The 26317-nt window shown below is 35.9% G+C and carries 28 protein-coding genes and 1 tRNA gene; 11 read left to right on the top strand and 18 right to left on the bottom strand.

Features of this window, described 5'->3' with window-relative positions; genetic code table 11:
* Positions 1-6 precede the first annotated feature (6 nt).
* Complete coding sequence (locus tag SOI85_RS08835) at positions 7-726, bottom strand: sugar transferase (protein ID WP_320664023.1); 720 nt, start codon at positions 724-726, stop codon at positions 7-9.
* 81 nt (positions 727-807) lie between these two features.
* Positions 808-2058 (bottom strand): glycosyltransferase, encoded by a 1251-nt coding sequence (locus tag SOI85_RS08830; RefSeq protein WP_320664022.1) that lies wholly within the window; start codon positions 2056-2058, stop codon positions 808-810.
* 844 nt (positions 2059-2902) lie between these two features.
* Between SOI85_RS08830 and SOI85_RS08825 the strand changes: the two genes are divergently transcribed.
* Positions 2903-3193, top strand: coding sequence for a high light inducible protein (locus SOI85_RS08825; protein WP_320664021.1), 291 nt, complete (start codon positions 2903-2905; stop codon positions 3191-3193).
* A 60-nt stretch (positions 3194-3253) separates the two neighbouring features.
* A complete protein-coding gene (locus tag SOI85_RS08820; protein WP_320664020.1) occupies positions 3254-3478 on the top strand; it encodes a hypothetical protein in 225 nt (74 codons plus the stop codon).
* Positions 3479-3484: 6 nt separating this feature from the next.
* Here SOI85_RS08820 and SOI85_RS08815 read toward each other — a convergent pair whose 3' ends face one another.
* The 5 genes from SOI85_RS08815 to SOI85_RS08795 form a co-directional block, all read right to left on the bottom strand.
* Complete coding sequence (locus SOI85_RS08815) at positions 3485-3727, bottom strand: hypothetical protein (protein ID WP_320664019.1); 243 nt, start codon at positions 3725-3727, stop codon at positions 3485-3487.
* A gap of 109 nt (positions 3728-3836) precedes the next feature.
* Positions 3837-3995 (bottom strand): hypothetical protein, encoded by a 159-nt coding sequence (locus SOI85_RS08810; RefSeq protein ID WP_320664018.1) that lies wholly within the window; start codon positions 3993-3995, stop codon positions 3837-3839.
* A gap of 300 nt (positions 3996-4295) precedes the next feature.
* Positions 4296-4565, bottom strand: coding sequence for a hypothetical protein (locus tag SOI85_RS08805; RefSeq protein WP_320664017.1), 270 nt, complete (start codon positions 4563-4565; stop codon positions 4296-4298).
* Between the two features lie 742 nt (positions 4566-5307).
* Positions 5308-5691, bottom strand: a complete 384-nt coding sequence (locus SOI85_RS08800; protein ID WP_320664016.1) for a glutamate--tRNA ligase family protein — start codon at positions 5689-5691, stop codon at positions 5308-5310.
* A 64-nt stretch (positions 5692-5755) separates the two neighbouring features.
* Complete coding sequence (locus SOI85_RS08795; protein WP_320664015.1) at positions 5756-6031, bottom strand: HU family DNA-binding protein; 276 nt, start codon at positions 6029-6031, stop codon at positions 5756-5758.
* Positions 6032-6581: 550 nt separating this feature from the next.
* Between SOI85_RS08795 and SOI85_RS08790 the strand changes: the two genes are divergently transcribed.
* The gene (locus SOI85_RS08790; RefSeq protein ID WP_320664014.1) at positions 6582-8618 is read left to right on the top strand and encodes an isoamylase; all 2037 of its coding nucleotides are present in this window, start codon (positions 6582-6584) and stop codon (positions 8616-8618) included.
* 11 nt (positions 8619-8629) lie between these two features.
* Here the strand turns inward: SOI85_RS08790 and SOI85_RS08785 are convergent.
* A tRNA-Gly gene (locus tag SOI85_RS08785) sits at positions 8630-8700 on the bottom strand.
* Positions 8701-8838: 138 nt separating this feature from the next.
* Between SOI85_RS08785 and SOI85_RS08780 the strand changes: the two genes are divergently transcribed.
* Genes SOI85_RS08780 through plsY form a run of 5 tightly spaced genes read left to right on the top strand, consistent with a single transcriptional unit; the run spans position 8839 to position 13002 of the window.
* The gene (locus SOI85_RS08780) at positions 8839-10194 is read left to right on the top strand and encodes an MFS transporter (RefSeq protein ID WP_320664013.1); all 1356 of its coding nucleotides are present in this window, start codon (positions 8839-8841) and stop codon (positions 10192-10194) included.
* On the top strand, positions 10191-10937 hold the full coding sequence (locus tag SOI85_RS08775; RefSeq protein ID WP_320664012.1) for an ABC transporter permease: 747 nt from the start codon (positions 10191-10193) through the stop codon (positions 10935-10937). Before SOI85_RS08780 ends, SOI85_RS08775 begins: the two co-directional genes overlap by 4 nt.
* Positions 10937-11344, top strand: coding sequence for a DUF3119 family protein (locus SOI85_RS08770; RefSeq protein WP_320664011.1), 408 nt, complete (start codon positions 10937-10939; stop codon positions 11342-11344). The genes SOI85_RS08775 and SOI85_RS08770 overlap by 1 nt, the downstream gene beginning before the upstream one ends.
* Positions 11344-12381 carry a DUF3086 domain-containing protein gene (locus SOI85_RS08765; protein WP_320664010.1) on the top strand — a complete coding sequence of 346 codons (1038 nt, stop codon included), beginning with the start codon at positions 11344-11346 and terminating at the stop codon, positions 12379-12381. Before SOI85_RS08770 ends, SOI85_RS08765 begins: the two co-directional genes overlap by 1 nt.
* Complete coding sequence (plsY, locus tag SOI85_RS08760; protein WP_320664009.1) at positions 12382-13002, top strand: glycerol-3-phosphate 1-O-acyltransferase PlsY; 621 nt, start codon at positions 12382-12384, stop codon at positions 13000-13002.
* On the opposite strand, the gene pyrF is transcribed toward plsY, so the two are convergent.
* From pyrF to SOI85_RS08745, 3 genes are read right to left on the bottom strand one after another with little or no spacing between them, the layout of a single operon-like run.
* A complete protein-coding gene (gene pyrF / locus SOI85_RS08755; RefSeq protein ID WP_320664008.1) occupies positions 12999-13730 on the bottom strand; it encodes an orotidine-5'-phosphate decarboxylase in 732 nt (243 codons plus the stop codon). The two genes, plsY and pyrF, sit on opposite strands and share 4 nt — an antisense overlap.
* Before the next feature lie 13 nt (positions 13731-13743).
* Positions 13744-14991, bottom strand: coding sequence for a tyrosine--tRNA ligase (gene tyrS / locus SOI85_RS08750; protein ID WP_320664007.1), 1248 nt, complete (start codon positions 14989-14991; stop codon positions 13744-13746).
* Between the two features lie 45 nt (positions 14992-15036).
* Positions 15037-15363 (bottom strand): DUF1825 family protein, encoded by a 327-nt coding sequence (locus SOI85_RS08745; RefSeq protein WP_320664006.1) that lies wholly within the window; start codon positions 15361-15363, stop codon positions 15037-15039.
* Between the two features lie 196 nt (positions 15364-15559).
* Here SOI85_RS08745 and SOI85_RS08740 point away from each other — a divergent pair, with 196 nt between their 5' ends.
* Together SOI85_RS08740 and SOI85_RS08735 are read left to right on the top strand one after the other, a co-directional pair.
* Positions 15560-16159 (top strand): GIY-YIG nuclease family protein, encoded by a 600-nt coding sequence (locus tag SOI85_RS08740; protein WP_320664005.1) that lies wholly within the window; start codon positions 15560-15562, stop codon positions 16157-16159.
* A gap of 38 nt (positions 16160-16197) precedes the next feature.
* Complete coding sequence (locus tag SOI85_RS08735) at positions 16198-17694, top strand: leucyl aminopeptidase (RefSeq protein ID WP_320664004.1); 1497 nt, start codon at positions 16198-16200, stop codon at positions 17692-17694.
* Between the two features lie 44 nt (positions 17695-17738).
* Here the strand turns inward: SOI85_RS08735 and msrA are convergent, their stop codons facing one another.
* The 7 genes from msrA to purC form a co-directional block, all read right to left on the bottom strand.
* Entirely contained in the window at positions 17739-18299 is a 561-nt protein-coding gene (msrA, locus tag SOI85_RS08730) for a peptide-methionine (S)-S-oxide reductase MsrA (protein ID WP_414477789.1), read from the bottom strand.
* Positions 18300-18368: 69 nt separating this feature from the next.
* Positions 18369-19547, bottom strand: coding sequence for a lipid-A-disaccharide synthase (lpxB, locus tag SOI85_RS08725; protein WP_320664002.1), 1179 nt, complete (start codon positions 19545-19547; stop codon positions 18369-18371).
* Entirely contained in the window at positions 19547-20398 is an 852-nt protein-coding gene (gene lpxA, locus SOI85_RS08720; RefSeq protein ID WP_320664001.1) for an acyl-ACP--UDP-N-acetylglucosamine O-acyltransferase, read from the bottom strand. The genes lpxB and lpxA overlap by 1 nt, the downstream gene beginning before the upstream one ends.
* Before the next feature lie 5 nt (positions 20399-20403).
* Positions 20404-20859: a 3-hydroxyacyl-ACP dehydratase FabZ gene (fabZ, locus tag SOI85_RS08715; protein ID WP_320664000.1), complete on the bottom strand. Its 456-nt coding sequence runs from the start codon at positions 20857-20859 to the stop codon at positions 20404-20406.
* A gap of 6 nt (positions 20860-20865) precedes the next feature.
* The gene (lpxC, locus tag SOI85_RS08710) at positions 20866-21753 is read right to left on the bottom strand and encodes a UDP-3-O-acyl-N-acetylglucosamine deacetylase (RefSeq protein ID WP_414477788.1); all 888 of its coding nucleotides are present in this window, start codon (positions 21751-21753) and stop codon (positions 20866-20868) included.
* Positions 21717-23987 carry a BamA/TamA family outer membrane protein gene (locus SOI85_RS08705; protein WP_320663999.1) on the bottom strand — a complete coding sequence of 757 codons (2271 nt, stop codon included), beginning with the start codon at positions 23985-23987 and terminating at the stop codon, positions 21717-21719. Before SOI85_RS08705 ends, lpxC begins: the two co-directional genes overlap by 37 nt.
* A gap of 29 nt (positions 23988-24016) precedes the next feature.
* Positions 24017-24784, bottom strand: coding sequence for a phosphoribosylaminoimidazolesuccinocarboxamide synthase (gene purC / locus SOI85_RS08700; RefSeq protein ID WP_320663998.1), 768 nt, complete (start codon positions 24782-24784; stop codon positions 24017-24019).
* Positions 24785-24986: 202 nt separating this feature from the next.
* On the opposite strand from purC, the gene purD reads away from it, so the two are divergent.
* Complete coding sequence (gene purD, locus SOI85_RS08695; protein WP_320663997.1) at positions 24987-26312, top strand: phosphoribosylamine--glycine ligase; 1326 nt, start codon at positions 24987-24989, stop codon at positions 26310-26312.
* Positions 26313-26317: the final 5 nt, after the last annotated feature.

Genomic DNA, 26317 nt, shown 5'->3' with positions numbered 1-26317 from the left:
AAAGAGTCAATATGCGCCTCTATCCATTGGGAAGAAAAGTACTCCTATAGTAAGAAAGATAATTTCTAAGTCCAATTTAAATGATCTATTTCTTGCATAAAATAAATCAATTTTTACTCTTTTTGTATAACTAAGATTATTACGTCCACTCACTTGCCAAAGGCCTGTTAAACCTGGCCTAACTGATATGACTTCGTCCATAGATAAACCATATTTTTCAAGCTCTTCTACAACAATTGGTCTTGGTCCTACAACACTCATTTCACCCTTTAATACATTCAGAAATTGAGGTAATTCATCAAGGCTGGACCTACGAAGAAACCTTCCTAAAGGAGTTATCCTTGGATCTTTTCTCAACTTAAAGTCACTTTCAAACTCTTTTTTCAACTCAGGTGAACTTAAAAGAAGGTTTTTAAGAAGAGTATCTGCATCCTTATACATTGTCCTGAATTTTATACACCCAAACTTCCTATAGTTTCGGCCCACTCTTTCCTGAATATAAAAAACTGGGCCACGAGAACTTAGCTTAACGAGAACTGCTAAAAGAAAAAAAACTGGTATACCAAGAATTAGAAGACTTCCAGAAAAAATAATATCTCCTATCCTTTTAATAATCCTGCCAGAAAAGCTCTGTTGATCTAGTAACTCTTTTGCAGGCAATTTAGAAGGGTTTTGTTCAAGTCCTTTAGAAGAGAAAAATATATTTTTATTAAAAAGCTTAGACATCTCTAGAAATAATTTAAAACGAAGAACGAAGTTGGAAGATTTTAAAAATTTTAATAGCAACGCTTACCTTCGCAAGAATACTTAATTGCTTTCTTCAAGAGCAAGTATTAAGGAAGGGTCAATAGATGCAGCACGATTAGTTTTTTCATGGACTATCAGAGCCTTATTTAAAACCTTTTCAAAGCGTTTTTTAAAAGCCTCATTACTAAAGCGACTTGCCCAAGCATTAAGTTTCTCTGGAGGAATTAATGTCCATAGCCTCTTTTCCTCAAACCACCTAACAGCTTCAACTAAAGAGTCAACTGTCTGACTTTTAAAAAGGACTCCAGTAGCTGATTCAAAACCATTTGAAGCACAACAAACAGTATCTAACAAACCTCCTTTTCCAAAAGCAATGACAGGTGCTCCTGCCGCCATAGCTTCAACTGGGGCAATACCAAAGTCTTCTATGCCTGCATATACGTAAGCACGACATCTTTCCATTAATTCTGAGACCTTATCGGATGCCTGAAAACCAAGGATTTGAACATTAGATCCAGCAAGTTTTTGTAACGATTTTTTTTCAGGTCCATCACCAACCACGATTAAAGGCAATTGAAGTTCATTAAACGCTTTAATAACCAAATCAACTCTTTTATTTGGCACTAATCTAGAAAGACAAAGATAAAAAGAATCTCTTTCTTTATCAAAATGAAAGCGGCCCACGTCAACTGGTGGGTGAACGATTTCGGCTTTTCTTCTCCAATAGCGGGAAATTCTTCTAGAGGTAAAACGAGAGTTTGCTATCAAGCAATCAACTCTTGCTGCACTTAATTGATCCCACTTCCTAAGTGAATGGAGCTGCCAGCGAATTAAAGGTCCAAATCCATAGCGCCTCAAAGTTGATTTCTTTAAATAAATATTCATTTGATCCCACGCATATCTAACAGGAGTATGGATATAACTAACATGTAACTGGTCTGGAGCAAGTAAAATGCCCTTTGCTACCAAGTGATTACTACTTATAACAAGAGGACAATTGCAGAAATCCAACTGTTCTATGGCTAGTGGTAATAAAGGTAAATAATGCTGAACTTTATTAACTCCAAAAGGAAATTTTTGAACAAAACTTGTTTGAATATCTCTTCCTGAAAGCCAACTCTCTGGCCTTTGACTTTCCCCATCAACTAAAGCAGCTAATTCAACCTTGCATCCTTTAGAGAAAAGAAACTGATCTATTTGGCGAACAACTTTTTCGGCTCCTCCTACAGAACCTGGAGTAAACCATTCATGAACAAGAGCTACTCTTGTTGGAAAATCAATTTGATGAGTATCAATCAAAGAAGTATTCATATTTTGAGTTTTAGAATATTCAATGAATTTCTATATATATCTTCCAGCAAGCAAGTGATAAATAAAGATCATATATAAAAGGAAGAATTCCTATAGTATATCAAATTAATTCTATGAAGATTTAAGTTAATGACAAGGGTATCACCCCATTTAAAATCGAAAAGAAGACTATTCCAGATAAAGCAGAAATTAATGATAAATAACGTACATAACCTTGTCTTCGATCTAGGAAATAATAGGAGCCTGTCATAATTATGACAAATACAGAACCGGCAATTAGCAATAGTTTATCTATAAGTAAGCTTAGATAAAAAGAGAAGTGTAAATTAAAACTTGCCAAAGTCAAATCCAACTCAAAAGATTGCCCAGTAACATTCTTTAAAAATAAAGTAAGACTTAGTAGAGTGGAGAACAAAACAGAAATTATCAAGAAAAAGGATATAGGCTTAGTCAACCTATTCATTGTTCTATTGAAACTAATCAGCATACCCCCAATTAGAATAGCTCCAAATAATGGAGCACTTGGAATCAACCAAGATAATTTTTGCAAAGATAGCATCAATTGGCTATAAAAATTGATTATCTCTATTCTAGATCAATTTAGAAGATTATTATGAAAGGTAAAATAATAAAGGATTCCTCGTTAGCAGGAGCATATTGAAATGAAATCATACTTCGCTATAATAATTTTTATATTTATAGTTTCTTTGTTAGGTTTTAATTTAAACCAAGCTGAAAGGTCATATATATTAGCGAAGCCAAAGAGAATGATAAAGAAGTTGAAGAAAAATTCACACAAAAGAAAGAAAAGGTATTAAATTAAAATTGATTGGCACTTTTAAAGATGAAACAAGATAATGACTACTTGGGTTATCAAAAAGATAACATTGAGTTAGAGACTGAATCATCAATAGAAAATAAAACAAAAGTTGATTTTGCAACAGATGACTTAATAGAGAATGCTAAATGGATTAATAATCAAGGCAATGAGGTTAAAGAGGTATTTGGTTTCAATGAAAATGCAGAGCTAGTAAATGCACGTGCAGCTATGTTTGGTTTCGCGATGCTTATTCTAACTGAACTAGTTTTCAAAGGAGAGGCTGCAACAAAAAGTATTTTTGGAATTGGCCTTTAAATGCCTTAGTGAAATATTTACTGATAAGATTTAGGTATCAATAAACATTCATTCCTAAAGATGAAGAAAGACATTCTACTAGGTATTTTATATGTATCTTGCCTAATAGTTATTTGGGGAAGTATAGGTTCACTTATAGATTATGCCTTCCTCCAGAGGAACTTATATACAGAAGGTTCTTTAGGTCAATTATCTACATTTTCCATAAGTGGGTTACTTTTCACAGTTCTGGGAATTCAATCATTCTCAATTATAAAAGAACGTATTTTTAAAAGCACCAACTAAAAAAACTTAATACCGAAAGCGCTTGATTACAATTGCTGGTTGATTCTCAAAACCCTTCTCAAAAAGAAGCCACTGCCTTGTCTCAAGATCATGATCACATCCATATTCCAATTTTTCTGAATATTCAGTATTTAATATGGAATGACATTCTTGATCCGCTTCAAACGCTGATTTGTATCCACTAAAGTAATAGAAAATAATGCTGAAAATCATTACTGCCAAAACAGAAACTAACCCTATAGCTTTCATGTTTCTAAAATTTCTACCTATTAATTATAATATGTAGGTACTAGCAAAATTAATCAATATTTATTTCCAAAGAATGATCTATACCGTACAACCCTAGATCTTATGACGACTATAAATCACATTCAGTTAGGCTAGTGTTATCTAGTTTTGCAATAATTCTTGCCATATCAATAGCAGAAAGCTCTCCATCTGCTCCCCATTTTAAAGTGGTTTTTCTCTGAAGTGGATCATGATCTGAAACTGGATTGTTCTCAGGCATAGAAGACATAAAAACTTAGTCCGGTAACTTGTGATCCATAGAACCACCTTAGGAGTGGTAAATTGAAAAAATTATAGAAACTTCATCAAAAAACAAAGAAGTCTCCTCAACTGTCACTGTGCCAGTTAGGTTAGTTGCCTCTTCTTAGCGGGCTTAACAAAAAAAGCACTCATAATATATTTGTGAGGAGTTGAGTCTGCGGAGTCGAAACTAGGAAAGACGCCCGTTTGACTCAAAAAAGCCCTGCTTAGGCAGGGCTTTTTTTTGTCTAATTTCAGTTATAAAGAAATCCACTAAAACAGATATAAATCATTCCCTGCCAACGTTATAGATAAATTCCTGAAAAGCAGGGTTATAAAAATAAAGGATTACACTAAGAACAAGAAGAACATTTAAAGCTATAACAATCGATCCAACGATAACTCTTTGCCTTTGACCAGGCATTCTATATTTCAAGCCTGCTGGCAAATTTAAAAGTACCTCTTGTTCTCGTCCTTGATCTGCTGAATTAGCAAAGGATTTATCTTTAGCAGACCTCCTTTTGCTTGACTTCTTATCATCATTTTTTTGAGATGCCATACTTTTTCGTAAAAGCAATAAAGTTAATTATCACTTAAATATAAGATGAACCTTTATAAAGTTATAGGTTTTAATGTGAGCCCAGGACTTAATGCAATGAAAACCCTAACTCATCCTTAAAGGAATCTGAATTTAGATAATAGTAAAAAGTATTTTCCCAAAATCAAAAACAAAACTTTTTAACTTCCCTAATCATCTTTTTTGAGACTCTTCTCTTCTCTAAATCATGTAAAATCATTATCAAATCTGATTGTAATGCCAATATTCTAGTATTACATGAGTATTCTCCAAGCTCAGCCTTTTTTATTTGAAGACCTTCTAATTCTATTAATGCCTTTATGCAATCTTTCTTCATTTTAGAAGAAAAGCAGAGGTCTACAATACTAAGGATATAACTTTTATTAGGCAAAGCATTTATTTTTATATCAAATAAATAAATGCTAATTAACAAGGTTATTAAAAATCTAATCTTATGCTTATTAATTTTTAGTTTAAGATTAAAATGCATTTAATCTAACTCTTAATAGCTATAAAGGAATTTTCAAATAAATCGCTCTTTTGCTTTATTTGATTCATTATTTTAAAGTTTGACTTTTTCACAAGTTCAAGTGAAGTTGCTAAAAAGCTAATCACCTGAATTTTCAAGATAGGAAGTCGCTCATTTTTTTCTCCCATCTTAACTTTAAATCTCTACATTTTCCCGGATAAATAATTTTATAAGTTTTATCTAAAGAAAGATTTATTAGTTTTTTTGGGAGCCTCTGCATGGATTTATTTTGTTTGCACTTTTTAAAGCCTCTAAAACAGAGTTGTAAATATCTATTCTTTTTCTTTGGCAAATAATTTTCTCAAACAATTCTAATCCAAACCATGTTAATTCATCCAAAAATTTTTCCAAAGCCCACTTTCGATGTCTAGGGATATCAAGATAATCAAATCTCAAGAACCATTTACCTCCATTCAATCTTACGAATAACCAAGGCATCAGTGCTGTGAGAATATTCCGAAGATGTGACGGACCTGAAGGTGTAGATAAAAAACTTCCACAATATTCCATTTCACTAAGTTTCTTTCCTACTTTGAAAGAACGAAAAAGCTCTTCAGGGAGAGGGATTAAATCACCCATAAATCAAAAGGGATCCTGAATTAACAGAATCCCTAAGTCGAAGATCAAATTAAGACTCTTAAAATCAACCTTGTACTCGATCTTTAAACATTTTTCCAGCTGTAAAAGCAGGAACTCGCTTAGCCGGAATTTTAATTTTCTCGCCTGTCTTGGGATTTAATCCCTGACGAGCTGAGCGATCACGCGGTTCGAAAGAACCAAATCCTAGAATGGAGACCTTCTTGCCCTCCACAACAGATTCAATAATGGTATCTATTGCGGCATCAACCACAAGTGACACGTCTGTCTTGGTTAGCTCTGTACGAGCTGCAACAAGATTTACAAGATCTGCTTTGTTCATTTAAAAGAGGGGATGTAGCAGAGAATATTGGCGGCTAAAACCAAACAAGGCTTTAGTTGCAAAAATCTCAATCGGGCTAATCGTATGGAAGCAAACGCATGCCGGCAACCGAAAGACCCTGTGGCGCAATGCTTTATCCAAAGAAAGAAACATTTGAACAGGTAAAAAAGTTCAAAAAAGGTCCCTTAAACGAAATGCAAATACTATTTAAAGATATCCGGATTAAATAAAAAACCTAGTTTTAGCAATGAGTTAGAAGGAATATTCAAGTCTAAGAAAAGAATTATTCATTTTCTTTTTTCAAAAAAAAAGAAAACTTGAAAAAGTTCAAAAAAATTCCTTAAAAATCTTTAATGTAATTAACAAACGTTTGCAGAACAGCACATTTCAAATTATTTGGACATCTTTTAAGCTATTTCCACCTTAAAAAAAGGTCCGACTCAACAAAAATCCAAAGAATCTGGTGAGGGATTAAAAGCTATTTACTTCATTAACTAATTCAAGGAACTAATTTAGAAGTAATGCTTACTGCTCTGAAGGCATTTTTCCAGTGAGCAAAAATTATCTAGGAAATTCTTGGCCGTTAGGCAGCACCGTTACAAAGCGAGGGGTAAATTTTTCTGTAGCAGCTCCAGAAGCTCAGAAAATAGAGCTTCTTATATTTTCCAATCACAAAGATAAAGAACCATCCCAAATTATTCGACTGGATAAAAACAACCAATCAGGAGATTATTGGCACGTTGAAGTAAAAGGATTGTCTAATGGATGCTGCTATTGCTACAGAGTCCTCGAAACTAGATCTATAAGCTCAGGAAGCCCATCTAATAGCATTTATTTGCTTGATCCATGTTCAAGGCAAATCCAAGGCTGGGAAGCTCTCAGGCAGTTAAATACGAAACAATCTTTAAAATCAGTCGTTTGTGAAAGAGAACAATTCAACTTTGAAGATCATCCTCGACCAAGACATGCCTGGAACAAAACAACCATATATGAATTACATGTAGGAGGTTTCACCTCTCAAATTGATTCAGGAGTTAATCCATTAGAGAAAGGAACTTTCCTAGGGTTAATTGACAAAATACCTTACTTAAAAGATCTTGGTGTAACGACTATTGAACTTCTTCCGGTTTTTGCCTTCAACCCTTATGAAGCACCTTTTGGAGTATCCAATTATTGGGGATATAGTCCATTAAATTGGTTTACTCCGCATGAGAGTTATATATCTAAAAGCAGTGAATTAAGCGGAAGAGATCAATTTAGGAAATTTGTATCTGCCTGCCATGATGAACAGTTAGAAGTGATTTTAGATGTTGTTTATAACCATACAGCTGAAGGGAACGAAAATGGTCCCACTATTAGCTGGAAAGGTTTTGGAGAATCTGTTTATTATCATAAAAATAAGAAAAAAGGTTTTTTAGATGTAAGTGGTTGCGGTAATACTATCGCCGCAAATCATCCTCTTACGCGACATTTAATTCTAGAGTCATTACGATGCTGGGCTCAGGAATTAGGAGTTGATGGTTTTCGTTTTGATTTAGGTATTGCCTTAAGCAGGGGGGAAAGTCTTAAACCTCTAGATAACCCTCCAATTTTTCAAGAGATTGAATCTGACCCAATACTTAGCGAACTCAAATTAATAAGTGAGCCATGGGATTGTGGAGGCTTATATCGCTTAGCTGATTTTCCTGCGAAACGAATAAGTACATGGAATGGTCATTTTAGAGATAATGTAAGAAAATTCTGGAAAGGAGATAAAGACTGTGCCTGGGAACTAAAAGATCACCTACAAGGAAGTCCCAATCTTTATAAAGATAAGGAAAATTCAAACAAGAAATCTATCAATTTTATAACTGCACATGATGGTTATACTCTTAATGATTTAGTAAGTTTCAGTTATAAGCATAATTTAGCTAATGGAGAAAATAATCGAGATGGTGATAATCACAATAACAATTGGAATCATGGGATAGAAGGTCCATGCTCTGATATTAGCTTAACTAAATTAAGAAAAAAACAACAAAGAAACTTATTATCAACTTTATTGTTATCACAAGGTGTTCCCATGATTTCCATGGGTGACGAAGTTGGAAGAAGTCAAGGAGGAAACAATAATGCTTGGTGTCAAAATAGTCCTCTTGGATGGATGATTTGGGACACAAGAAGTTGCGATAAAGATTTAAGTCAATATCTAAAAAATCTACTTTCAATTAGAAAAAGTCTCCCTGGTTTTTTCAGCCCTGAATTAGGTCTGTCTGACATTCAGCAAGATGAAGAGACTTGGATTGAATGGCACGGAATCGAATTAGGCAAACCAGATTGGGGGAGCTGGTCACACACTATTAGCTATAGCATCAACATAGGGAAAAGTGGTGCTGCGGCTTGGATAGGACTCAATGCTTACAGCCAATCAATGGTTTTTGAATTGCCAAAACCGACTTCAAAATGGATAAAGGTCTTAGATACATCAGAAGTATCTAAGCAAAAACTTTCAAATAATCCAGAACTAAATCAAAAAGATATTTCTCTTGAAAATAGAAGCATGGTTTTAATGATTTCAAATGATTATTTCCAAAAAATAAAAATGTAAATATCAAACAAAGCGGGCGGCGGGAATCGAACCCGCATCATCAGCTTGGAAGGCTGAGGTTTTACCACTAAACTACGCCCGCGTATTAACTCAAAGACAAAAACTCGTTAGTTTAAAGTCTTAAGCTAATTACTTATACATTATTACCCGGAGCCCCCAAAACAAGAGATTGACAATATCTAAATCAAAATTTCCAAATAAGGGTTCCAGAAGGAGGTTAATGTTCTCCTATGGCTTAGGTGACGCTGGGACAGGATTAGCTGCAACTCAACTGGGTTTTTACCTCTTTCCTTTTTTTACTGGAGCAGCCGGATTACCAGCATTTGTAGCTGGTTCTTTATTAATGGTTATAAAAGTTTGGGACGCATTCAATGATCCAATAATTGGCTGGCTTAGCGATCACACAAAATCAAGATGGGGACCTCGACTCCCATGGATGATCGCAGGCGCTACTCCATTGGGTCTAAGCCTTGCGGCTGTTTGGTGGATTCCTCATGGTAATACTTCTGAAAAAACTTTGTATTACGTAGGGATAACTATTCTGCTAATGACGGCATATACAAGTGTAAATCTCCCTTTTTCGGCACTTTCTACTGAATTAACAGAAGAAACAAATATAAGGACTCGCCTCAATGCTGCAAGATTTACTGGTTCAATACTAGCAGGTTTAAGCGGGCTTATTGTTGCAGCTTGGCTTCTATCTTCTGGAAATGGTGGTTATGTTTTAATGGGACGAATTACAGGCTCAATTGCTACCTTAACGACCTTAATTTCATCTTGGGGATTAGCTCCTTACGCAAAGAAAGCTAGAAGACCTGCAGGCAAATCTGAACCTTTTAAGGTTCAATTAAATAGAATTATTAGAAACAAGATTTTTATTAAGATTATTTGCCTATATCTTCTTTTATGGGTGAGTTTACAGTTAATGCAAACTGTTTCAATTATATACCTAGAACAAGTAATGAAAGTACCTGAAGAAATATCCAAATGGATACCAATACCTTTTCAAATAAGTGCTCTATTAGGACTTCAGTTTTGGAGTCTTTATTCAAATAATTATGGACGAGTTAAAGCTTTATATGGTGGTGCGATTTTATGGATTATTGCATGTCTAGCTTCTATTATTTTGCCTCCTCTTTCTTACGGGGTTAGTTTATCTCAATTACTGGATATAAATAATATAAATTCCCTGAAAATGTTCTTTCTTTTATTAACTATAATATTAATAGGATTTGGAGCCTCTACAGCATATTTAATCCCCTGGTCTTTATTACCAGATGCCATAGATTCTGATCCAGAGAAACCCGCAGGTATCTATACAGCATGGATGGTTTTAATTCAGAAAATTGGCATCGGACTTAGCGTTCAGGTACTTGGACTCCTTCTTACATTTGCTGGGTATCAATCTAACAATCAATGCATGGAGTTGCCTGATTGTTTAAGCCAACCCAACAGTGCAATTACAACAATAAGAATTTGCATGGGTTTAATTCCTTCAGTACTTATTACACTGGGTCTTTTATTAATGAGAGACTGGGTTGATCGAAAAAAAACACAACAAACATTTAGTTCATGAATATTCCTAGATGGCTAAAAAGGCTTTGGAATAGTCTTCTAATAGGTGGTCAAGCAGTTAATGCAACAGCAAAAGGGAAAATAAATCGCACAGATTTATCGGAACAACTAATGGAAGCAGGACCAGGAAGCTTCTTAATTGTATTAATCACAGCTGTTGCCGCAGGTACTGTGTTTAACATTCAAGTTGCTGCAGAGCTTAGTAGCCAAGGAATCGGGTCAGAAGTTGGAGGATTATTAGCAATCGGAATGGCAAGAGAAATCGCGCCTTTGCTTACAGCAACTCTTTTAACTGGGAAAGTTGCTACAGCCTATGCAGCTCAATTAGGGACCATGAAAGTAACTGAACAAATTGACGCGATAACGATGTTAAAAACAGATCCAGTCGAATATCTTGTTGTACCTAGATTAATAGCAATGATAATAATGGCACCCATTCAATGCCTTTTGTTTTTCACAGTGGCTCTTTGGAGTGGACAAGCAAGTAGTACAGCACTTTATCAAATTCCACCCGAAGTTTTCTGGACTTCAGTTCGTGAATGGTTGATTCTCAGTGATATTCCATTCATGCTAGTAAAAGCGCTTGTCTTTGGTTTGCAAATTGGTGTAATAGCCTGCGGTTGGGGCTTAACTACTAGAGGTGGGCCTAAAGAAGTCGGCACAAGTACTACTGGTGCAGTAGTAATGACACTTGTCACCGTCTCTTTAATGGATGTATTACTAACCCAAGTCTTATTCGGATAATGAATCAAGAACTGCAGTTAAATTCCAACGAAGAAATTATTTTATCTTCTTCATTTAAATTGCCCTTAATCATTACTGGTTTTGGAGCCATACTTCTAGTCCTTCCATTTAGTCCCTTGCCAACAATCTTAATTAGTAGTTTCGGACTTTTCCTCCTCTTACAATCTTTCACTCTTAAGTTGAAATTTACTAAAGAAGATTTAGTTGTTTTACAATTAGGGAAAGAATTAAGGAGATTCCCATTCAAAAATTGGCTTGCATGGAAACTTATTTTCCCAACTATTCCAGGTTTTTTTTACTTCAGAGAGGAAGCTAGTCCTCATCTGCTTCCTATCCTTTTTAACCCCAAAGAACTTGAAGCACAATTGAAACTAAGAGTTGGGGAATTAGAAATTAAAAAAAGTTAATGAAAGAAACAAACCCACCTGAAACTCAGAAAAATGTTTCAAAAACGAGCTCCGAGGAAGAAGTAATAAAGACTAATAAGTCTGAAGTTGAGCAAATTGTTGAACCAATAAAAAAAAATAATCAAAATTCATCAACTATTGCTATATCTAATAAAGGAAATCAATCAGAGCAAAAGATTACTTCTATTGTTTCCATAGCATTAGAAGAAATCAAAAAGAATCGAGACATTCTTAAAGAGGAGGTGAAAGAGCTTACTGAGCGCAAGTCTCAAATTGAGAAGGAATTACAAAGCTCTTTCATTGGTCAATCAGATGCAATTGCAAGAAGGCTAAAAGGTTTTCAAGATTATTTAACTGGTGCCTTTCAAGACTTGGCTCAATCTGCAGAACAATTAGAACTTGTTGTTCAACCAGTTGTTTTAAAACCATCGCCTCTTGATGAAACTACTAAGACAACAAGTGACGAAATTACAGAGATCACTCCTGCAATAGCAGATACCTTTAAACCTGATGAAGAGTTAATCCGAAATTATTTAGACCAATTTTTAGATCAACCTGATTTTTATGCAGATCCATGGAAGTTCCGAAGAAGTTTAGACCCTAAAGATATAAATCTCCTTTCAGACTGGTTCTTTAATCTAGGAGGAAGAGGTGCCCAACCAAGCAGAGGGAATAGATCTAAGAATGTACTTGTGACTGCAGCTTTGATATCAATTCTTGGCGAGTTATATGGAGACCGTTTCCAAACTCTTGTTTTAGCAAGTCAACCAGAGCGATTAGGTGAATGGAGAAGAGGCCTTCAAGATGCACTTGGTCTTGCGCGAGAAGATTTCGGGCCAAATAGTGGGATAATGCTGTTCGAAAGAGGTGATGGTTTAATTGAAAAAGCAGATAGACTAGAAGAAAGAGATGAAGTACCTTTGATCATTATTGATGCGGCAGAGAAAATAGTTGATATACCCATACTTCAATTTCCTATATGGTTAGCTTTTGCTGCAACTGCAGAAGAACTTTATGAAGAAGAGGATTTCATCTAAATGATTGACAAAAATATTTTAGTAGGAATTATATGCTTAATTATTGGCTATTTTCTTGGTTCACTGCCTAGTGGGTTCCTAGCAGGTAAATGGCTTTTAAATATTGATTTAAGAGAAATCGGCTCAGGCTCTACAGGGGCAACCAATGTTCTAAGACATATTGGAAAAAAAGCTGCAGTAGTTGTTTTTTTAGTTGACGTTTTCAAAGGAATGATAGCCGTTTTGATAGTTAAATCTTTTCAACTTGATAGTGGTTGGGAAATTAGTGCTGGCTTATTTTCATTGGCCGGGCATATCTGGCCTGTATGGTTGAACTGGAGAGGTGGTAAAGCGGTAGCAACTGGCTTAGGTTTATTCCTAGGATTATCATGGCCTGTTGCACTTGCATCATTAGGGATTTTTCTTGCATGTCTAGGGTTGACGAAAATAGTTTCTCTAGCAAGCATTTGTGCTTCTATTAGCCTTCCTATTCTTATGTTTTTAAGTTTCAGTAAAGATAATATTTCATATACCTACTTATTAGTTGCCTTAATATCTATGGTATTAGTTATATGGAGGCACAGAACTAATATCCAGAGGCTGATAAAAGGCAATGAACCAAAGATAGGAGAATCCCGTTAAGAGTAAGGCGTCAACTCCTCACAAATTTTATGAAAAGCATCAAAAGGACTTTTAGCCTCTGTGATGGACCTTCCCACAACTAGCTTTGAGGCTCCAGCCTCGACTGCTTCTAATGGGGTCATAGTTCTCATTTGATCATGGGAAGAGTCACCTGAGAGCCGAATACCTGGAGTAATTAACTGAAAAGGATCAGGGTGCTTCTGACGTAATTTAGCGACTTCCAAAGGGGAACATATACAACCTCCCATCCCTGCACTCACCGCTAATTGCGCCATTAATTCGACTCTCTTATGAATTGATTGTTTCATCAACAGTTCATTAGCAAAAGATTGCTCATTCCAACTCGTTAAGACTGTCACCGCCAATAGAGTTGGTACAGGTAAATTCCTTTCCATAGCACCCTTAATTGCTCCTTGTTTTGCCGCAACAAGCGCTTTACTTCCAGCACATGCATGCACAGTTATTAAATCAACACCACTTCTTGCTGCTTGGCAACAAGCCTTGGACATAGTGGTAGGGATATCATGAAACTTAAGGTCAAGGAAAATTCTCACACCATGTTCTCTTAGAAGATATAGTAATTCGGGTCCTCCATGGACAAATAATTCAAGTCCGACTTTTACCCAACGCAATGAAGGAATAGAAGAGACTAGCCTAATTGAATCATTCGGGTCCATGCTATCTAAAGCTAAAATAATTTTCTCTGAAGATTTTGAAGTATTTGACATTTGATTCCTTAAATTAATCTGCAAGACGTCGAAAAGTCTTTTTACCTAATTGCAAAACCTTGCCAATCAACAGTTTTTTATCCTCAAACACTGTGTTTGGATCAGTGATTTTTTGTCCATCAAGGCGAACTCCTCCACCTTGAATCTGCCGTCTAGCCTCACTACTACTCACGCATAAATTCACTGCACTAAGCAAATAAAAAGCTTTTGCAGGGAAATTAACACTAGCCAAAGAAAGTAAGGGTATCTCTAATAAAGAATCTCTGTCTCCTTTAACGAGCTTCTGAGCAGCTAATTGAGCAGATTCAGCTGCTTTTCTTCCATGAAAATTAGACGTTATTTCTAATGCCATTAATTTCTGTAATTCTCTTGGACTATTGACTAATTTAGTTACATCTAAATTAGTCAATAGTCTGAGGTAGCTATCAACAAGAGTGTCAGGTATTTTTTCTAATTTAGAATACATAGAAAGAGCATCTTCTTTTAAAGAAACAGTATTACCTAAACTTTTACTCATCTTCTGTTCTCCATCAATCCCATTTAGAATTGGAAGGAGTAATCCAAATTGAGGCTTCTTTTTAAAAATTCGTTGTATGTCTCGTCCCATTGCGACGTTAAATTTCTGATCTGTACCACCTAATTCGATATCAGACGAAATAGCAAAAGAGTCATAACCTTGAAGCAAAGGATAAAGGAACTCATGAAGTGAAATTGGGGTTCCTTCTTTATATCGATTACCAAACTCTTCTTTTGCAAGCATTTGTCCGACAGTTGCTGCGCTTAACAAGTTAACCACTTCCACCAAATCAAGGTTTGACAACCATTCACTATTTCGTCTTATCTCTAAACGATTAGGTGTTTCAAAATCTAAAATCGATTGATCTCTAGATTTTCCATAACCTAATTGATCTAAGTAAGTTGCCGCATTTGACTCAACTTGGTCTTGGCTTAATTGAACTCTTGTTTTGCTTTTTCCCGTGGGATCTCCTATTTGAGCAGTAAAGTCTCCAATAATTAATACAGCAGTATGTCCTGCATCCTGAAAAGCTCTTAATTTACGAAAAAGTATGCTGTGTCCTAAATGAATATCTGCAGCTGTTGGGTCAATTCCTAATTTTACTCTCAAAGGGTTTTTTGTCGTTAAGGCCTCAGTAAGTCTAAAAGAAAGATTTTGATCATTACTTTCAGTATTCTCTGAAGGGAATAGATCGACGATTCCTCTATTTAGCCATTCTGGCAAATGATCTAGCTTGTCATTCATATTAAAAACTCTTTAAAAAGGAATTACAGCACGTATAGATACAAGTCAATCAGAAGACTCTTCTAATTGTGCTCTCATCCGTTCAAGAGTCATATTCATCTGATCAAACATTTGTTCAGGTGTCATGCCAAATTGATTAAGTTGCGTTTTCAATTGTTCAACAGTCATCTTTGCCTGAAAATCTTCAGACAATTCAAACCTCTTCATAAAAACTTTATATCGTTCCATTAGTTCTTCCATATTGCAAATAAACATTTTTTTACCTTCTCGATCAAACTTGCCATAGTCAGAACCCAGTTTCATAAGATCCTGATAGTCGATAAAAAGCCTTTTGGCCTCTTGTTGAACAATCTCAGACTCAAAAAAGGTCATCTTCTTCTTACCTCAAAATTTACCAAATTCATAAACAGACCTGACAAGGACCGATACAAGAATCTGAAAAGACTATTTTGCATTTTCACAAATAGTTTTTCTAGTATTTATTTTGCCTAAAATCATTTTATTTCGGAAGAGGGAAATCACCACTACATTGATTCAAAAATCTCTTTTACCAACGATGCTTTAATTAATGAGCTCTTTTCAAGGCCAAGGTGAGTTTTTTAGCTCAAGTAATTTCTTTTGGGAAGCTTCGCTTTCAGAGCAATCTATAGCATTGAGTAAGAAGTCAATTCAAGAATGGCAAACTCGTATTTACTCTCACCAAAAGAAATGTTTTCAAAATCTTGATCTAATAAATCATCAAACATCTCTTTTTCAAAACCATGAAAGAGATCAAGAGGAATCTTTTAAACCATTAAGCCTTACACCTTTACCAATTAATTTCTGGAGATGGCCAAAGAAATTCTTTGAAGGCCCAGCAGTTTACTTAGTTATGGACAAATTTAGTAAAGAGGAAAAAAGTATCATTTTATATATAGGCGAAACAATTGCAGCAGAACAACGCTGGAAAGGAGAGCACGATTGCAAATCTTATTTAAATAATTATTCTTCAATCCTTAACGAAGTCTCAATGAGTTGCCAATTAAGTATTCGCTTTTGGACTGATGTTCCAAGAGATACAGTTAAAAGAAGAGCTTTAGAGCAGAAACTCATTCGAAGGTGGCTTCCACCCTTTAACAAAGAAACCAGGACTCGTTGGCAAACGCCATTTACTACAGGAATTAGCTAAGAAATATGAGTAACATCAAGAAAAAGGTCAATGAGTAAATGCAAATCTCTCAAAAATCAATAAGTCTCAAAAATTGGGATGGCTCTATAGTTATTTTTGGTCTATTAAATGGCGATATTGAGACCCAGCTAGAGCTACTGGCAGATGTAATTGAAAAAGACTATCTGCTGCAAGTACTGAAAGATCAAAATTTTGGAGGAGAAGTAGGAGAAATCTGCTCCTTTAACTTAACCCAAGATAAACTTATGAAGCTTGTGATAATTGGTCTAGGTAAACCTGAAAAACTTTTAGCCGATGGGATAAGACAAGCAACTTCTATTGCTGCAAGAGAATGTTTAGGAAGCTCAGAAAAGATTGGATTTATATATCCTTGGGAAGTAATTGATTATTCAATCGCAGCAAAAGCGATTGGAGAAGCAATAAGACTTTCAACCTTTAAAGATCTAAGGTTTCGCAGTAATCCAGAAGAAATCAAGCGTCCAGAAAAAATCGAACTTCTTGGTCTTCCTCAAATCGAAAATACATTAATCAATCAAATATCACCTATTTGTGCTGGAGTTGAATTAGCACGTGAATTAGTAGGAGCCCCCCCTAACATCCTTACTCCCAGTGAATTAGCTAACCAAGCATTAGAAATTTCAAAAGAATTTAAATTAGAAGCAAAAATTCTTAATCGAAAGCAATGTGCAGAAAAAGGAATGGGATCTTATCTAGCTGTTGCAAAAGGATCTGATTTAGAACCAAAGTTTATTCACCTTACTTATAAGCCAAATAGTCCTGCTCAAAAAAAGATCGTAATGGTTGGGAAAGGCTTAACCTTTGACTCTGGTGGATACAACCTCAAGGTAGGTGCGGCTCAAATAGAAAAAATGAAATATGACATGGGAGGGAGTGCCGCCGTCATAGGAGCAGCAAGAGCTATCGGAGAATTAGCCCCAGAGAATATAGAAGTTCATTTTATTGTTGCTGCTTGTGAAAACATGATAAATGGATCCGCTTTGCACCCAGGAGATATAATCACCGCCTCAAATGGAAAAACTATTGAAGTAAACAATACCGATGCTGAAGGAAGATTAACTCTTGCAGATGCACTTGTATATGCTTGCAAACTTGAACCAGATTCAATAGTTGATCTGGCCACGCTAACTGGCGCATGCGTTATAGCTCTAGGTGATGAGATTGCTGGCCTATGGAGTGAGAGTGAAGAATTAGCAAAAGAATTAGAAATAGCGGCAGAGCATACAGGTGAAGGCTTATGGAGAATGCCTATGCGAAATTCTTACAGAAAAGGCCTTAAATCAATGCTTGCAGACATTAAAAACACCGGGCCAAGAGCAGGCGGTTCAATTACAGCCGCCCTTTTCCTCAAAGAGTTTGTTACTGAATCAATTCCTTGGGCCCATATTGATATTGCCGGAACATGTTGGACAGATAAAGATAATGGAATAAATCCTTCAGGAGCAACTGGATATGGAGTAAGAACTTTAGTCGAATGGGCTTGCAACAAAGCAATTCCACATACCATTAAAAATTAAATAATCAGTCATTTGAATATCATTAATAAGTCCTCGCTATATCTTTAACCTTTAGCTCTAAACCAAGGTTCAATACTACCTGATTTTGTTCCCCAAATTTCTTTTAATCGATTATCCCTTCCGCAACTATATCGATAAAATTTATATTTAGCTTTATTATTTGTGGCAAAATTCTGATGGTAATCTTCAGCTAACCAAAACTTATTTGATTTTTTTATTTCTACTTTAAGCTCTTCTAAGGATATACCTATCTCTTTAGAAGCCTTTTCCAAACTATTTTTAGCTGCATCTATTTGGGTTGGAGAGTTTGTAAATATAATTGGTTTATATGAATCTCCTCGATCACAAAATTGACCATTGCCATCTAAAGGATCTATATTCCTCAAATAAGATCTTAAGAGAGCCTCATAAGTTATTATTTGATTATCAAATTTAACCATCACGACTTCTTGATGGCCTTTATGATTTCGGTAAGTGGGATTAATTAAGTCACCTCCAGAATAGCCACTATTCACATCTATTACTCCATGTATTTCTTCTAAATCATGCTCCAAGCACCAAAAACATCCTCCTGCTAAGATCGCACTTTCTTCAAGAGCATTCACACTGAATGGATAAATAATTAAGCAAAAAATAATTATAATTAAAAATTCAGCAATTCTTTTCATAATTGATTACTTTATGGCTAAATTAATAATTTCATTTGCTGCTCTTTTTGTAACTCCTTTATTACCAAGATTTTCTCTGAATCTTTCATAATTTTTAATCATCTCCGAACGATAACTTGTATTTCCCAATAAAGGTAACGCCAAGTCAGCAATTGATGTGGCATTAAAATCTTCTTGTACCAATTCAGGGACTAATCTTTCTTTCATTAATAAATTTACAGGCGATATGTAATCTATATTAAATTTTAAAAGTTTACTTAAAATAAATGCTGTAATCCTACTTATTTTATAACCAACAACCTGAGGAACGCAATTCAAAGCTAATTCCATATTAATAGTGCCCGATTTTCCAAGTGCTAGTTCAGCCGCAGCAAAAAGAAAAGGTTTTAATTCATCTGTTTTGCTTGCTGGAATTACTTCTCCAATAACTCCATAAAAATCTAATATTTTTCTTAGAGGTTTTTCAAAAGAGTCTAAACTAGCCGGAACAAGAAAATATAAGGAAGGATCATCAATTTGAAGCAAAGCAGCTGCTTGAGTTAACACTGGCATGAGATATTTTAATTCTTGAGAGCGTGAAGCAGGTAAAAGTAAAACAACTTTCTTATCAATTCCAATCCCCAAGCGATTCAACGCTTCTTTTCTTGTAGGCAAATCTGTCAAAGTATCAAGCATCGGATGACCAACCCAGGTAACTTTTCCTCCTCGATCAGAATAAAACTCAGCCTCTGATTTAAAAATTGCAAGTATTTTGTCACTGAAGGCAATCAAATCTGTAGTACCACCGTCAGCAACACGCCAAGCCCACTCTTGAGGAGCAATGTAATAAATGATGGGAGAGTTGGATTTGATTTTCCTAATTTTATTACCTAAACGAATGTTCGGGCCCATGTAATCAATTAAGACAACTGCATCAGGCTCTCTTTTCTTTAACACCTCATCAACCAACGATTGTACTCTGAGGGTAGGGATTACAAATGGCAAGGCTTCCCAAAAACCAATGGCACCTATCGAAGTGGTATTAGCAACCAGTTCAGCACCAGCAGCTCTCATTCTGTTTCCGCCAAGAGCGAGTATCTCTAATTCAATACCTCTTTTAATAGCTTCACTTTTCAAAGCCTTTATCAAAAGGCTACCTTGCAAGTCTCCTGAGACTTCACCTGTACTGATAAGCAAACGCAGCATTAGTTATTAACAATTGCCAAAGGGATTGGTCCTCGCCTACCTTTTCCTGAAGAAGCCTCAAGAAATGAGCAAAGGTTTTCAGAAGAAGGTTGTAATTTTGTTTCTCTTGCCAACTCTAATGCTCTCTTTAAAACATGTCCTGATCTATAAAGTAATCTCCAAGTTTCTTGTAATTGCCTAAATTCAATTTTATTGTGGCGTTCTAGACCACTACGTCTAATACCTACAAGATTTAAACTTCTCATTCTTCCAGGGTTCCCCTCCACTAAACAGTAAGGAGGTACATCTCGTTCTACTTTTGTCATCCCTCCAACCATTGCTAAAGATCCGATATGAACAAATTGATGAATCCCTACGCACCCTCCTATTACAGCTCTATCTTCAATAACTACGTGTCCAGCGACCTGCACACTATTTGACATGATAACGCTATCCCCAATCTTACAATTATGTGCGACATGACAATAAGCCATTAAAAGGCTCCCATCGCCTATCAATGTTTTTTCACCTTCTTCAGTTGCCCTATTAATAGTTACACACTCACGAAAGGTGTTTCGATCTCCTATTACAACTTCAGTCTTTGCTCCTTTATATTTTAAGTCTTGAGGTTCTAAACCTATACAAGCACCAGGGAAGAAATGATTATAAGCACCAATCGTTAATTTCCCATCAAGGACTACATTTGGGCCAATAACCGAACCTTCTCCAATCTGAACATCAGGGCCAATTACCACTCCTGGCCCAATAACTACTCCAGAGGCAAGTTCAGCTTGTGAAGACACCTCAGCCAAAGGGTGAATCTTAATTTCGTTTTTTATTTTTAGATCTGAAGGGTATTTTTGTACACTCATGACTTTTAATTCAATAACGAAAATAATAGTTCGCCAGAACATACAAGTTGATCATCTACTTTGACCTCTCCACGAATCTTCCCAAAACGCTTCCTTTTAATACTCAAAAGCTCACAATATATTTTCAGTTGATCTCCTGGAACGACAGGTCTACGGAACCTCACTCCATCTATTCCTGCAAAGACGAAAAGGCCTTTGGGAACATCATTCATCGTAGACACGATAAGACCACCTACTTGAGCCATTGCTTCGACAATTAAAACACCTGGCATTAAGGGTTTATCAGGGAAATGTCCCTGAAACTGTGGCTCATTAAGAGTTACATTCTTAATGGCAACTGCCTTTACACCAGGCTCATATTCAATGACACGGTCAACTAAGGCAAATGGATATCGATGAGGCAATAAGCCTAAAATTTGCTCAGTTGTTAATGAAGCTGTTTTAGTTGAGGAGTCAGTCAAGAGAAATCAATCCGTAGAACAATGCTCAAGAAGAGCAGCCGCCAAATCAGCATGCAGGGAATGAGATCCCTTATATACCAATACTTGGGCCTTAGGCAAACCGACTAGAGCCAAGTCACCTATCAAGTCTAAAAGCTTATGACGTACCGGTTCATCTTTAAACCTTAGAGGTGGGTTAAGCCAAGTGCTGCCGTCACAAACTAAAGCATTTTCTAATCCTCCACCTTTGATTAAACCTGCTTTTTTTAATTGGTCTATTTGATCAATAAATCCAAAAGTACGAGCTGGAGCTATTTCTTTAACAAAATTGTTTGGGCATAATTCAATGGCATACATTTGCTGGCCTATGGCTTGATAAGGGAAATCAATTACACCAATTAATTTCAATTTTTTGGCAGGAATTGCACTAATAACACTATCTCCTCTATTGAGGAGTATCGATTTCTTAAGTATTGAAGCTTTTTCAGAAGGAGTAATTGCAGGTTTTAGTCCAACTTCCTGAATAGCATCTACCCAGCACTTTGCTGATCCATCTAAAATAGGTATTTCATTACCTGAAACCTTTATATGTACATGAGTTAAACCACATCCAACTAAAGCAGATAAAAGATGTTCAACTGTCGAAAGAGATTTATTTTCAAAATCAAGCGTTGTACATAAAGGTGTATTTCTTATTTGTGCCGTATTAAGAGCTACTGGTTTCTCTTCTTGATCAATCCAAGAAATATGAAATCCTGCAACTTCAGATGGGAAAATATGTGCTTCTGAAACTTCTCCACTATGAAGTGCGATACCCTTTCTTCTAAAAGGGTTTGCGAGAGTCCAAGCTCCTTCATAATCACAAGGCCATATATCCACTAGAACTTCCAACCAACTCCTAAGTTGTATCTCCATTCTTCTCCTAACTCTTTACTGGCTACATCAAAGCGAAGTGGGCCAACTGGAGTATTGACAACAAAACTAGTACCCAATGAGTATCCATGACCAGGCTTATCTAGAATCACTCCTGGCTTACCTGGAACACTTGATTGAGATCCAAAGTCAGTTCCAGCATCAACAAAAAGAGCTCCTGAAACTATTCTCCAAATCGGATATCTATATTCCACTGAAGCCTCTCCAAAGCTTCTACCAACCGCTAAATCACAACTAGCAAATCCTCTTACTGAGCTTGTACCACCAACACAAAAGGCTTCATAAGGAGGCAGGTCTCCAACAATTGAGCCTGTCTTGGCTTGGAAAGCAATAGTCTGTGGACAATTACGTTTTTCGCCATCCTTGGGGCGACAACCTTTATGAAGTTTTAACCAATTAACAGGAATAAAGTATGAATAACCAACCCTTGCACGATTAAAAGTAGGAGAATTATTTCCAAGAGAAACATATTGCTCTGTGCTAAATGATAAGAAATCTCCTGATGTGGGATTTCTTGAGTCATTCACATTGTTGTAACTAGTTGCAGCTCTGAAACTAACTAATGTATTTTCATCTGCACAATTAAAAGCTACGCAAATAACGCTATCTTTTGGTGCAGATTTACTGGTAGAGATATCCTTATCTACTACACCATATGGTCTTTTATTTCCTGCATAATCTATTGCTTTTATTTTTTGAAAATTCATCCCCAGAAGCACGCTCCACTTAGCTCTCTTAAATGGATCTCCTCCATTTAATGGCCTTCCAAAAGAGAATGAACCACCTGACCTTTGAAGAACTATTGAATCTCCTTCATAGTCAAACCAACTAACAGTGTTATCTGCTGCTTTAGCTAAATCAACAGAAGTGTAGGAACTTCCAGTAGGAGTAGTAGAGTCGATTTGATAAGCCGTGGAATAAGAAGCAGAAGGTTCATAACGTTCACTAATACCTTTAATATTTCCATCCTTTTCACTCCTAAACTCTTGAGGAACATCTCTTGCGACAAATATAGAACCTCTAAATGAGCTTCTATATTTATCACCTTTTATCCAAGGATCGCGTAAAGAAAGATTGATTAAGCCACCATATTCACCATAACTCATATTAAAACTTGTTTTCCAAGATCTTCCTAATAAATTTGACTCTTGTAGTCCTCCTTGACCAAACACTCCTTGTGCACCACTATAGCCGATTCCACCAGTTAGAGTTCCTGTCCTTTGCTCGGTTATACCTAAAACTATGAAAACATGACCTGGCTTACCAGGCGCAGGTTTCAAGGTGACTTTTACATCGGTAAAAAGCCCAAGTCCATAAAGCCTTTTAATATCTTCTTCCAGCTTATTTCTATTAAAAACATCTCCAGGTTTTAAAGATAATTCTCTTTCAATTACCCAAATTTTTGTCTTTCCCTTAACCTCTTTACCATTCTCATTAACAGTTTCACCATCTTCATTTATAAAAATTATTTCGAATCCTTCTACAGCTCCTTCATTTACATTTAGTTCTATAATACCTTCTGGAGAAATTCTATTGGGGCCTGATATCCTTGAAAGTGAATATCCTTCATCTAAATACCAATTTTTAAGTTCTTTAATTCGAAGTTGAAGTATATTTAAATTAAGAGTTTTACCATAGTCTCTTTTAAAGATTTGATCAATTACAGCTAACTCTAACTTTGAACCTTTAGGCAAAATATCAACCCTTTTCAACAACGGGTTTGGCTGAACTTTAACAATTAAGCCTATACCTAAAGGGGTTTCCTGAGAATCGATAGTAGCTCCTGAGAACCAACCAGTTGCATAAATAGCTTCTAAATCCCTTTGAACATCTTTCCTAGAAACTTTACTTCCAGGTCTAATACTCATTGCATCATATGCAGCATATTGAAGTCGCTTCTGATCAGGATGTCCATCTATTCCTTCAATAATAACTTCAGCAATTAAGAAAAGTTTCTCCTGAGTTTTCTCAGTTGAGTTATTAGCAATCTTATTTATTTCTAAATCTGGGCTTTGTTGATTATCTGATATAGTTTTATGCTGAAAATCATTACTAAGCCTCGAGTTAGCAACCCCTAATTGATTCTGACTATTAATAATTTCAATATTAGAGGCCTCGGAATACATGGGACAAGAAACGAAAGGAAGGGCTAATGCCAATCCAAAAGTACCTTTACGTATCAATCCGACTGGACCTCTTTTTGAAGTTCGTGCCATAAAAAATTTAAAATTCTTCTAAAAAGTTTTTAACCTTCGCTGAGATTAACTGCATTTGCCGCTTTATCAGCACCCCCTTGTATACGTTTAAGAATCTCACCGTAACCGTCTATCACTCCTCCAAGGTCCTTCCTGAATCGATCCTTATCAAGAATACGCTCATTTGAATCATTGCTTCGATTGTCCCAAAGCCTGCAGGTGTCTGGGCTGATTTCATCTGCCACAAGTATTTTTCCTAAATTATTAAAGCCCATTTCTAACTTGAAATCGATAAGGGTCAAATCAATTTTATTAAAAAATCCAATCATTAATTCATTAACTTTTCTCGCAAGACTCTCTATTTCTAAACGTTGCTCGGAAGTTATCAATCCAAGCAATTTCAATCTTGAGTCTGTTAAAAGAGGGTCACCCAAATCATCATCTTTGTAATAAATATCTAGGAGTGGGGGATTAATTGGTTCTCCTTCAGGTATTGGCGTTTGCTTGCACAAAGAACCAGTAGCAACATTTCTAATCACCACCTCTAATGGAATTACATTGATACGTTGTGCGAGCATCCAAGTCTCACCTTGAAGAGATAAGAAATGAGTAGGGACTTGATTTTGATGGAGGAAATTAAAAAGATGAGCTGAGATTTGACAATTCAGTAAGCCCTTTCCACTCAAAACAGAGTGTTTTAAGGCATTAAAAGCAGTCGCATCATCTTTATACTCAATCAAAACCTTGTCTTGAGAACTAGTGGAATAAACTCTTTTAGCCTTCCCTTCATATATAAGAGGGCCATGCTTTATTTCCATTTACACGCTTAATAGACTTCAATATCAAACTACCCAAATCAATGGAAAGGATGCAACTTATTCTAAAAACACAAAATAAATGATGGATCCTCTTAAAAATCATTAAAATAGTCAAACTAATAAAATAAACAATGGCTTAAGTGCCAAATAAATTCTTCTTTACCAGCTTTTTTAAATCAATTTCATTCTCCTGTAATTACCTATGACAAACCTTAAGAAAGAAAATCAAGTTAATAATCATGCAAAAAATATATTAATTGTAGGAAGCGGTGGAAGAGAAAATGCTTTAGCTTGGGGGTTAAGCCATTCAGATGGTGTTGAAAAGATTTTTATTGCGCCTGGGAATGGGGGTAGTAGAGACTTTGATAAATGTGTATCCATAGATATTGCAACTTCCGATGTCGATAAAATTAAAAATGAATGCAAATTAAATAAAATTGATTTAGTCGTAATTGGTCCTGAAGCCCCATTAGCATCAGGCTTGGCAGACAAACTTAGAGAGGACAATATTGCAGTTTTTGGACCAGGCAAAGATGGGGCGCAATTAGAAGCAAGCAAAAGCTGGGCAAAGGATCTTATGAATAAAGTTCAAATACCAACAGCTAAGCACTGGGAAATTGAAAATCTAAATGAAGCATTAACCATTATCAATGAATTCAAGAAACCTCTTGTTGTAAAAGTCGATGGCCTAGCCAGCGGTAAAGGAGTAATGGTTCCGAAAAATATCAATGAAACAATTCAAGCAGTTAAAGATGTTTTTTCCGGAAAATTTGGGGACGCGGGAAAACGAGTTATTTTAGAAGAACTTCTTCAAGGTCCAGAAGTTTCGATTTTTGCACTATGCGATGGAGAGAGAATGGTTGTTTTACCTCCAGCACAAGACCATAAACGTCTAAAAGAAGGTGATCAAGGACCTAACACAGGTGGCATGGGAGCATACACACCTGCTCCTTTAATTAACAGTACTGAGCTAGCAACTATAAGAGAATCAATTCTTGAACCCACTATAGAAGCTCTTAAAAGCCGTGGAATTAATTATAGAGGTGTTATTTACGCAGGTTTAATGATCACATCTTCAGGTCCTCAAGTTATTGAATACAACTGTCGTTTTGGGGACCCAGAATGTCAAGCTCTAATTCCTTTGTTAGGTGCAGAGTTAGCCGAAGTATTACTAGCTTGTGCATTAGGGAAGCTAGATCAATGTTCGAAACTTTCTATCAAGCAAAAATGCAGTGCCTGTGTTGTAGCAGCTGCTTCTGGGTACCCAGAAGCACCCATCAAAGGGGACCCTATTACGATCAACTTTGAGCCAAATGAGTCAGTTCAAATATTTCATGCTGGGACACAACATGATAAAGATGGAACACTAATAACCTCTGGGGGGAGGGTACTCTCTATCGTTAGTCAAGGAGATTCCTTCGATGAAGCTTTTTCAAAAGCTTATAAGATTATCAAAATGATTGATTATGACGGAATTACATATAGAAAGGATATTGGTCATCAAGTTAGAAAAGAGTTTAATGCTTAAAATTA

The sequence above is a fragment of the Prochlorococcus sp. MIT 1223 genome, assembly GCF_034092465.1.
Classification (GTDB): Bacteria; Cyanobacteriota; Cyanobacteriia; order PCC-6307; family Cyanobiaceae; genus AG-402-N21.
This window is presented reverse-complemented; position numbering and strand designations above follow the sequence as displayed.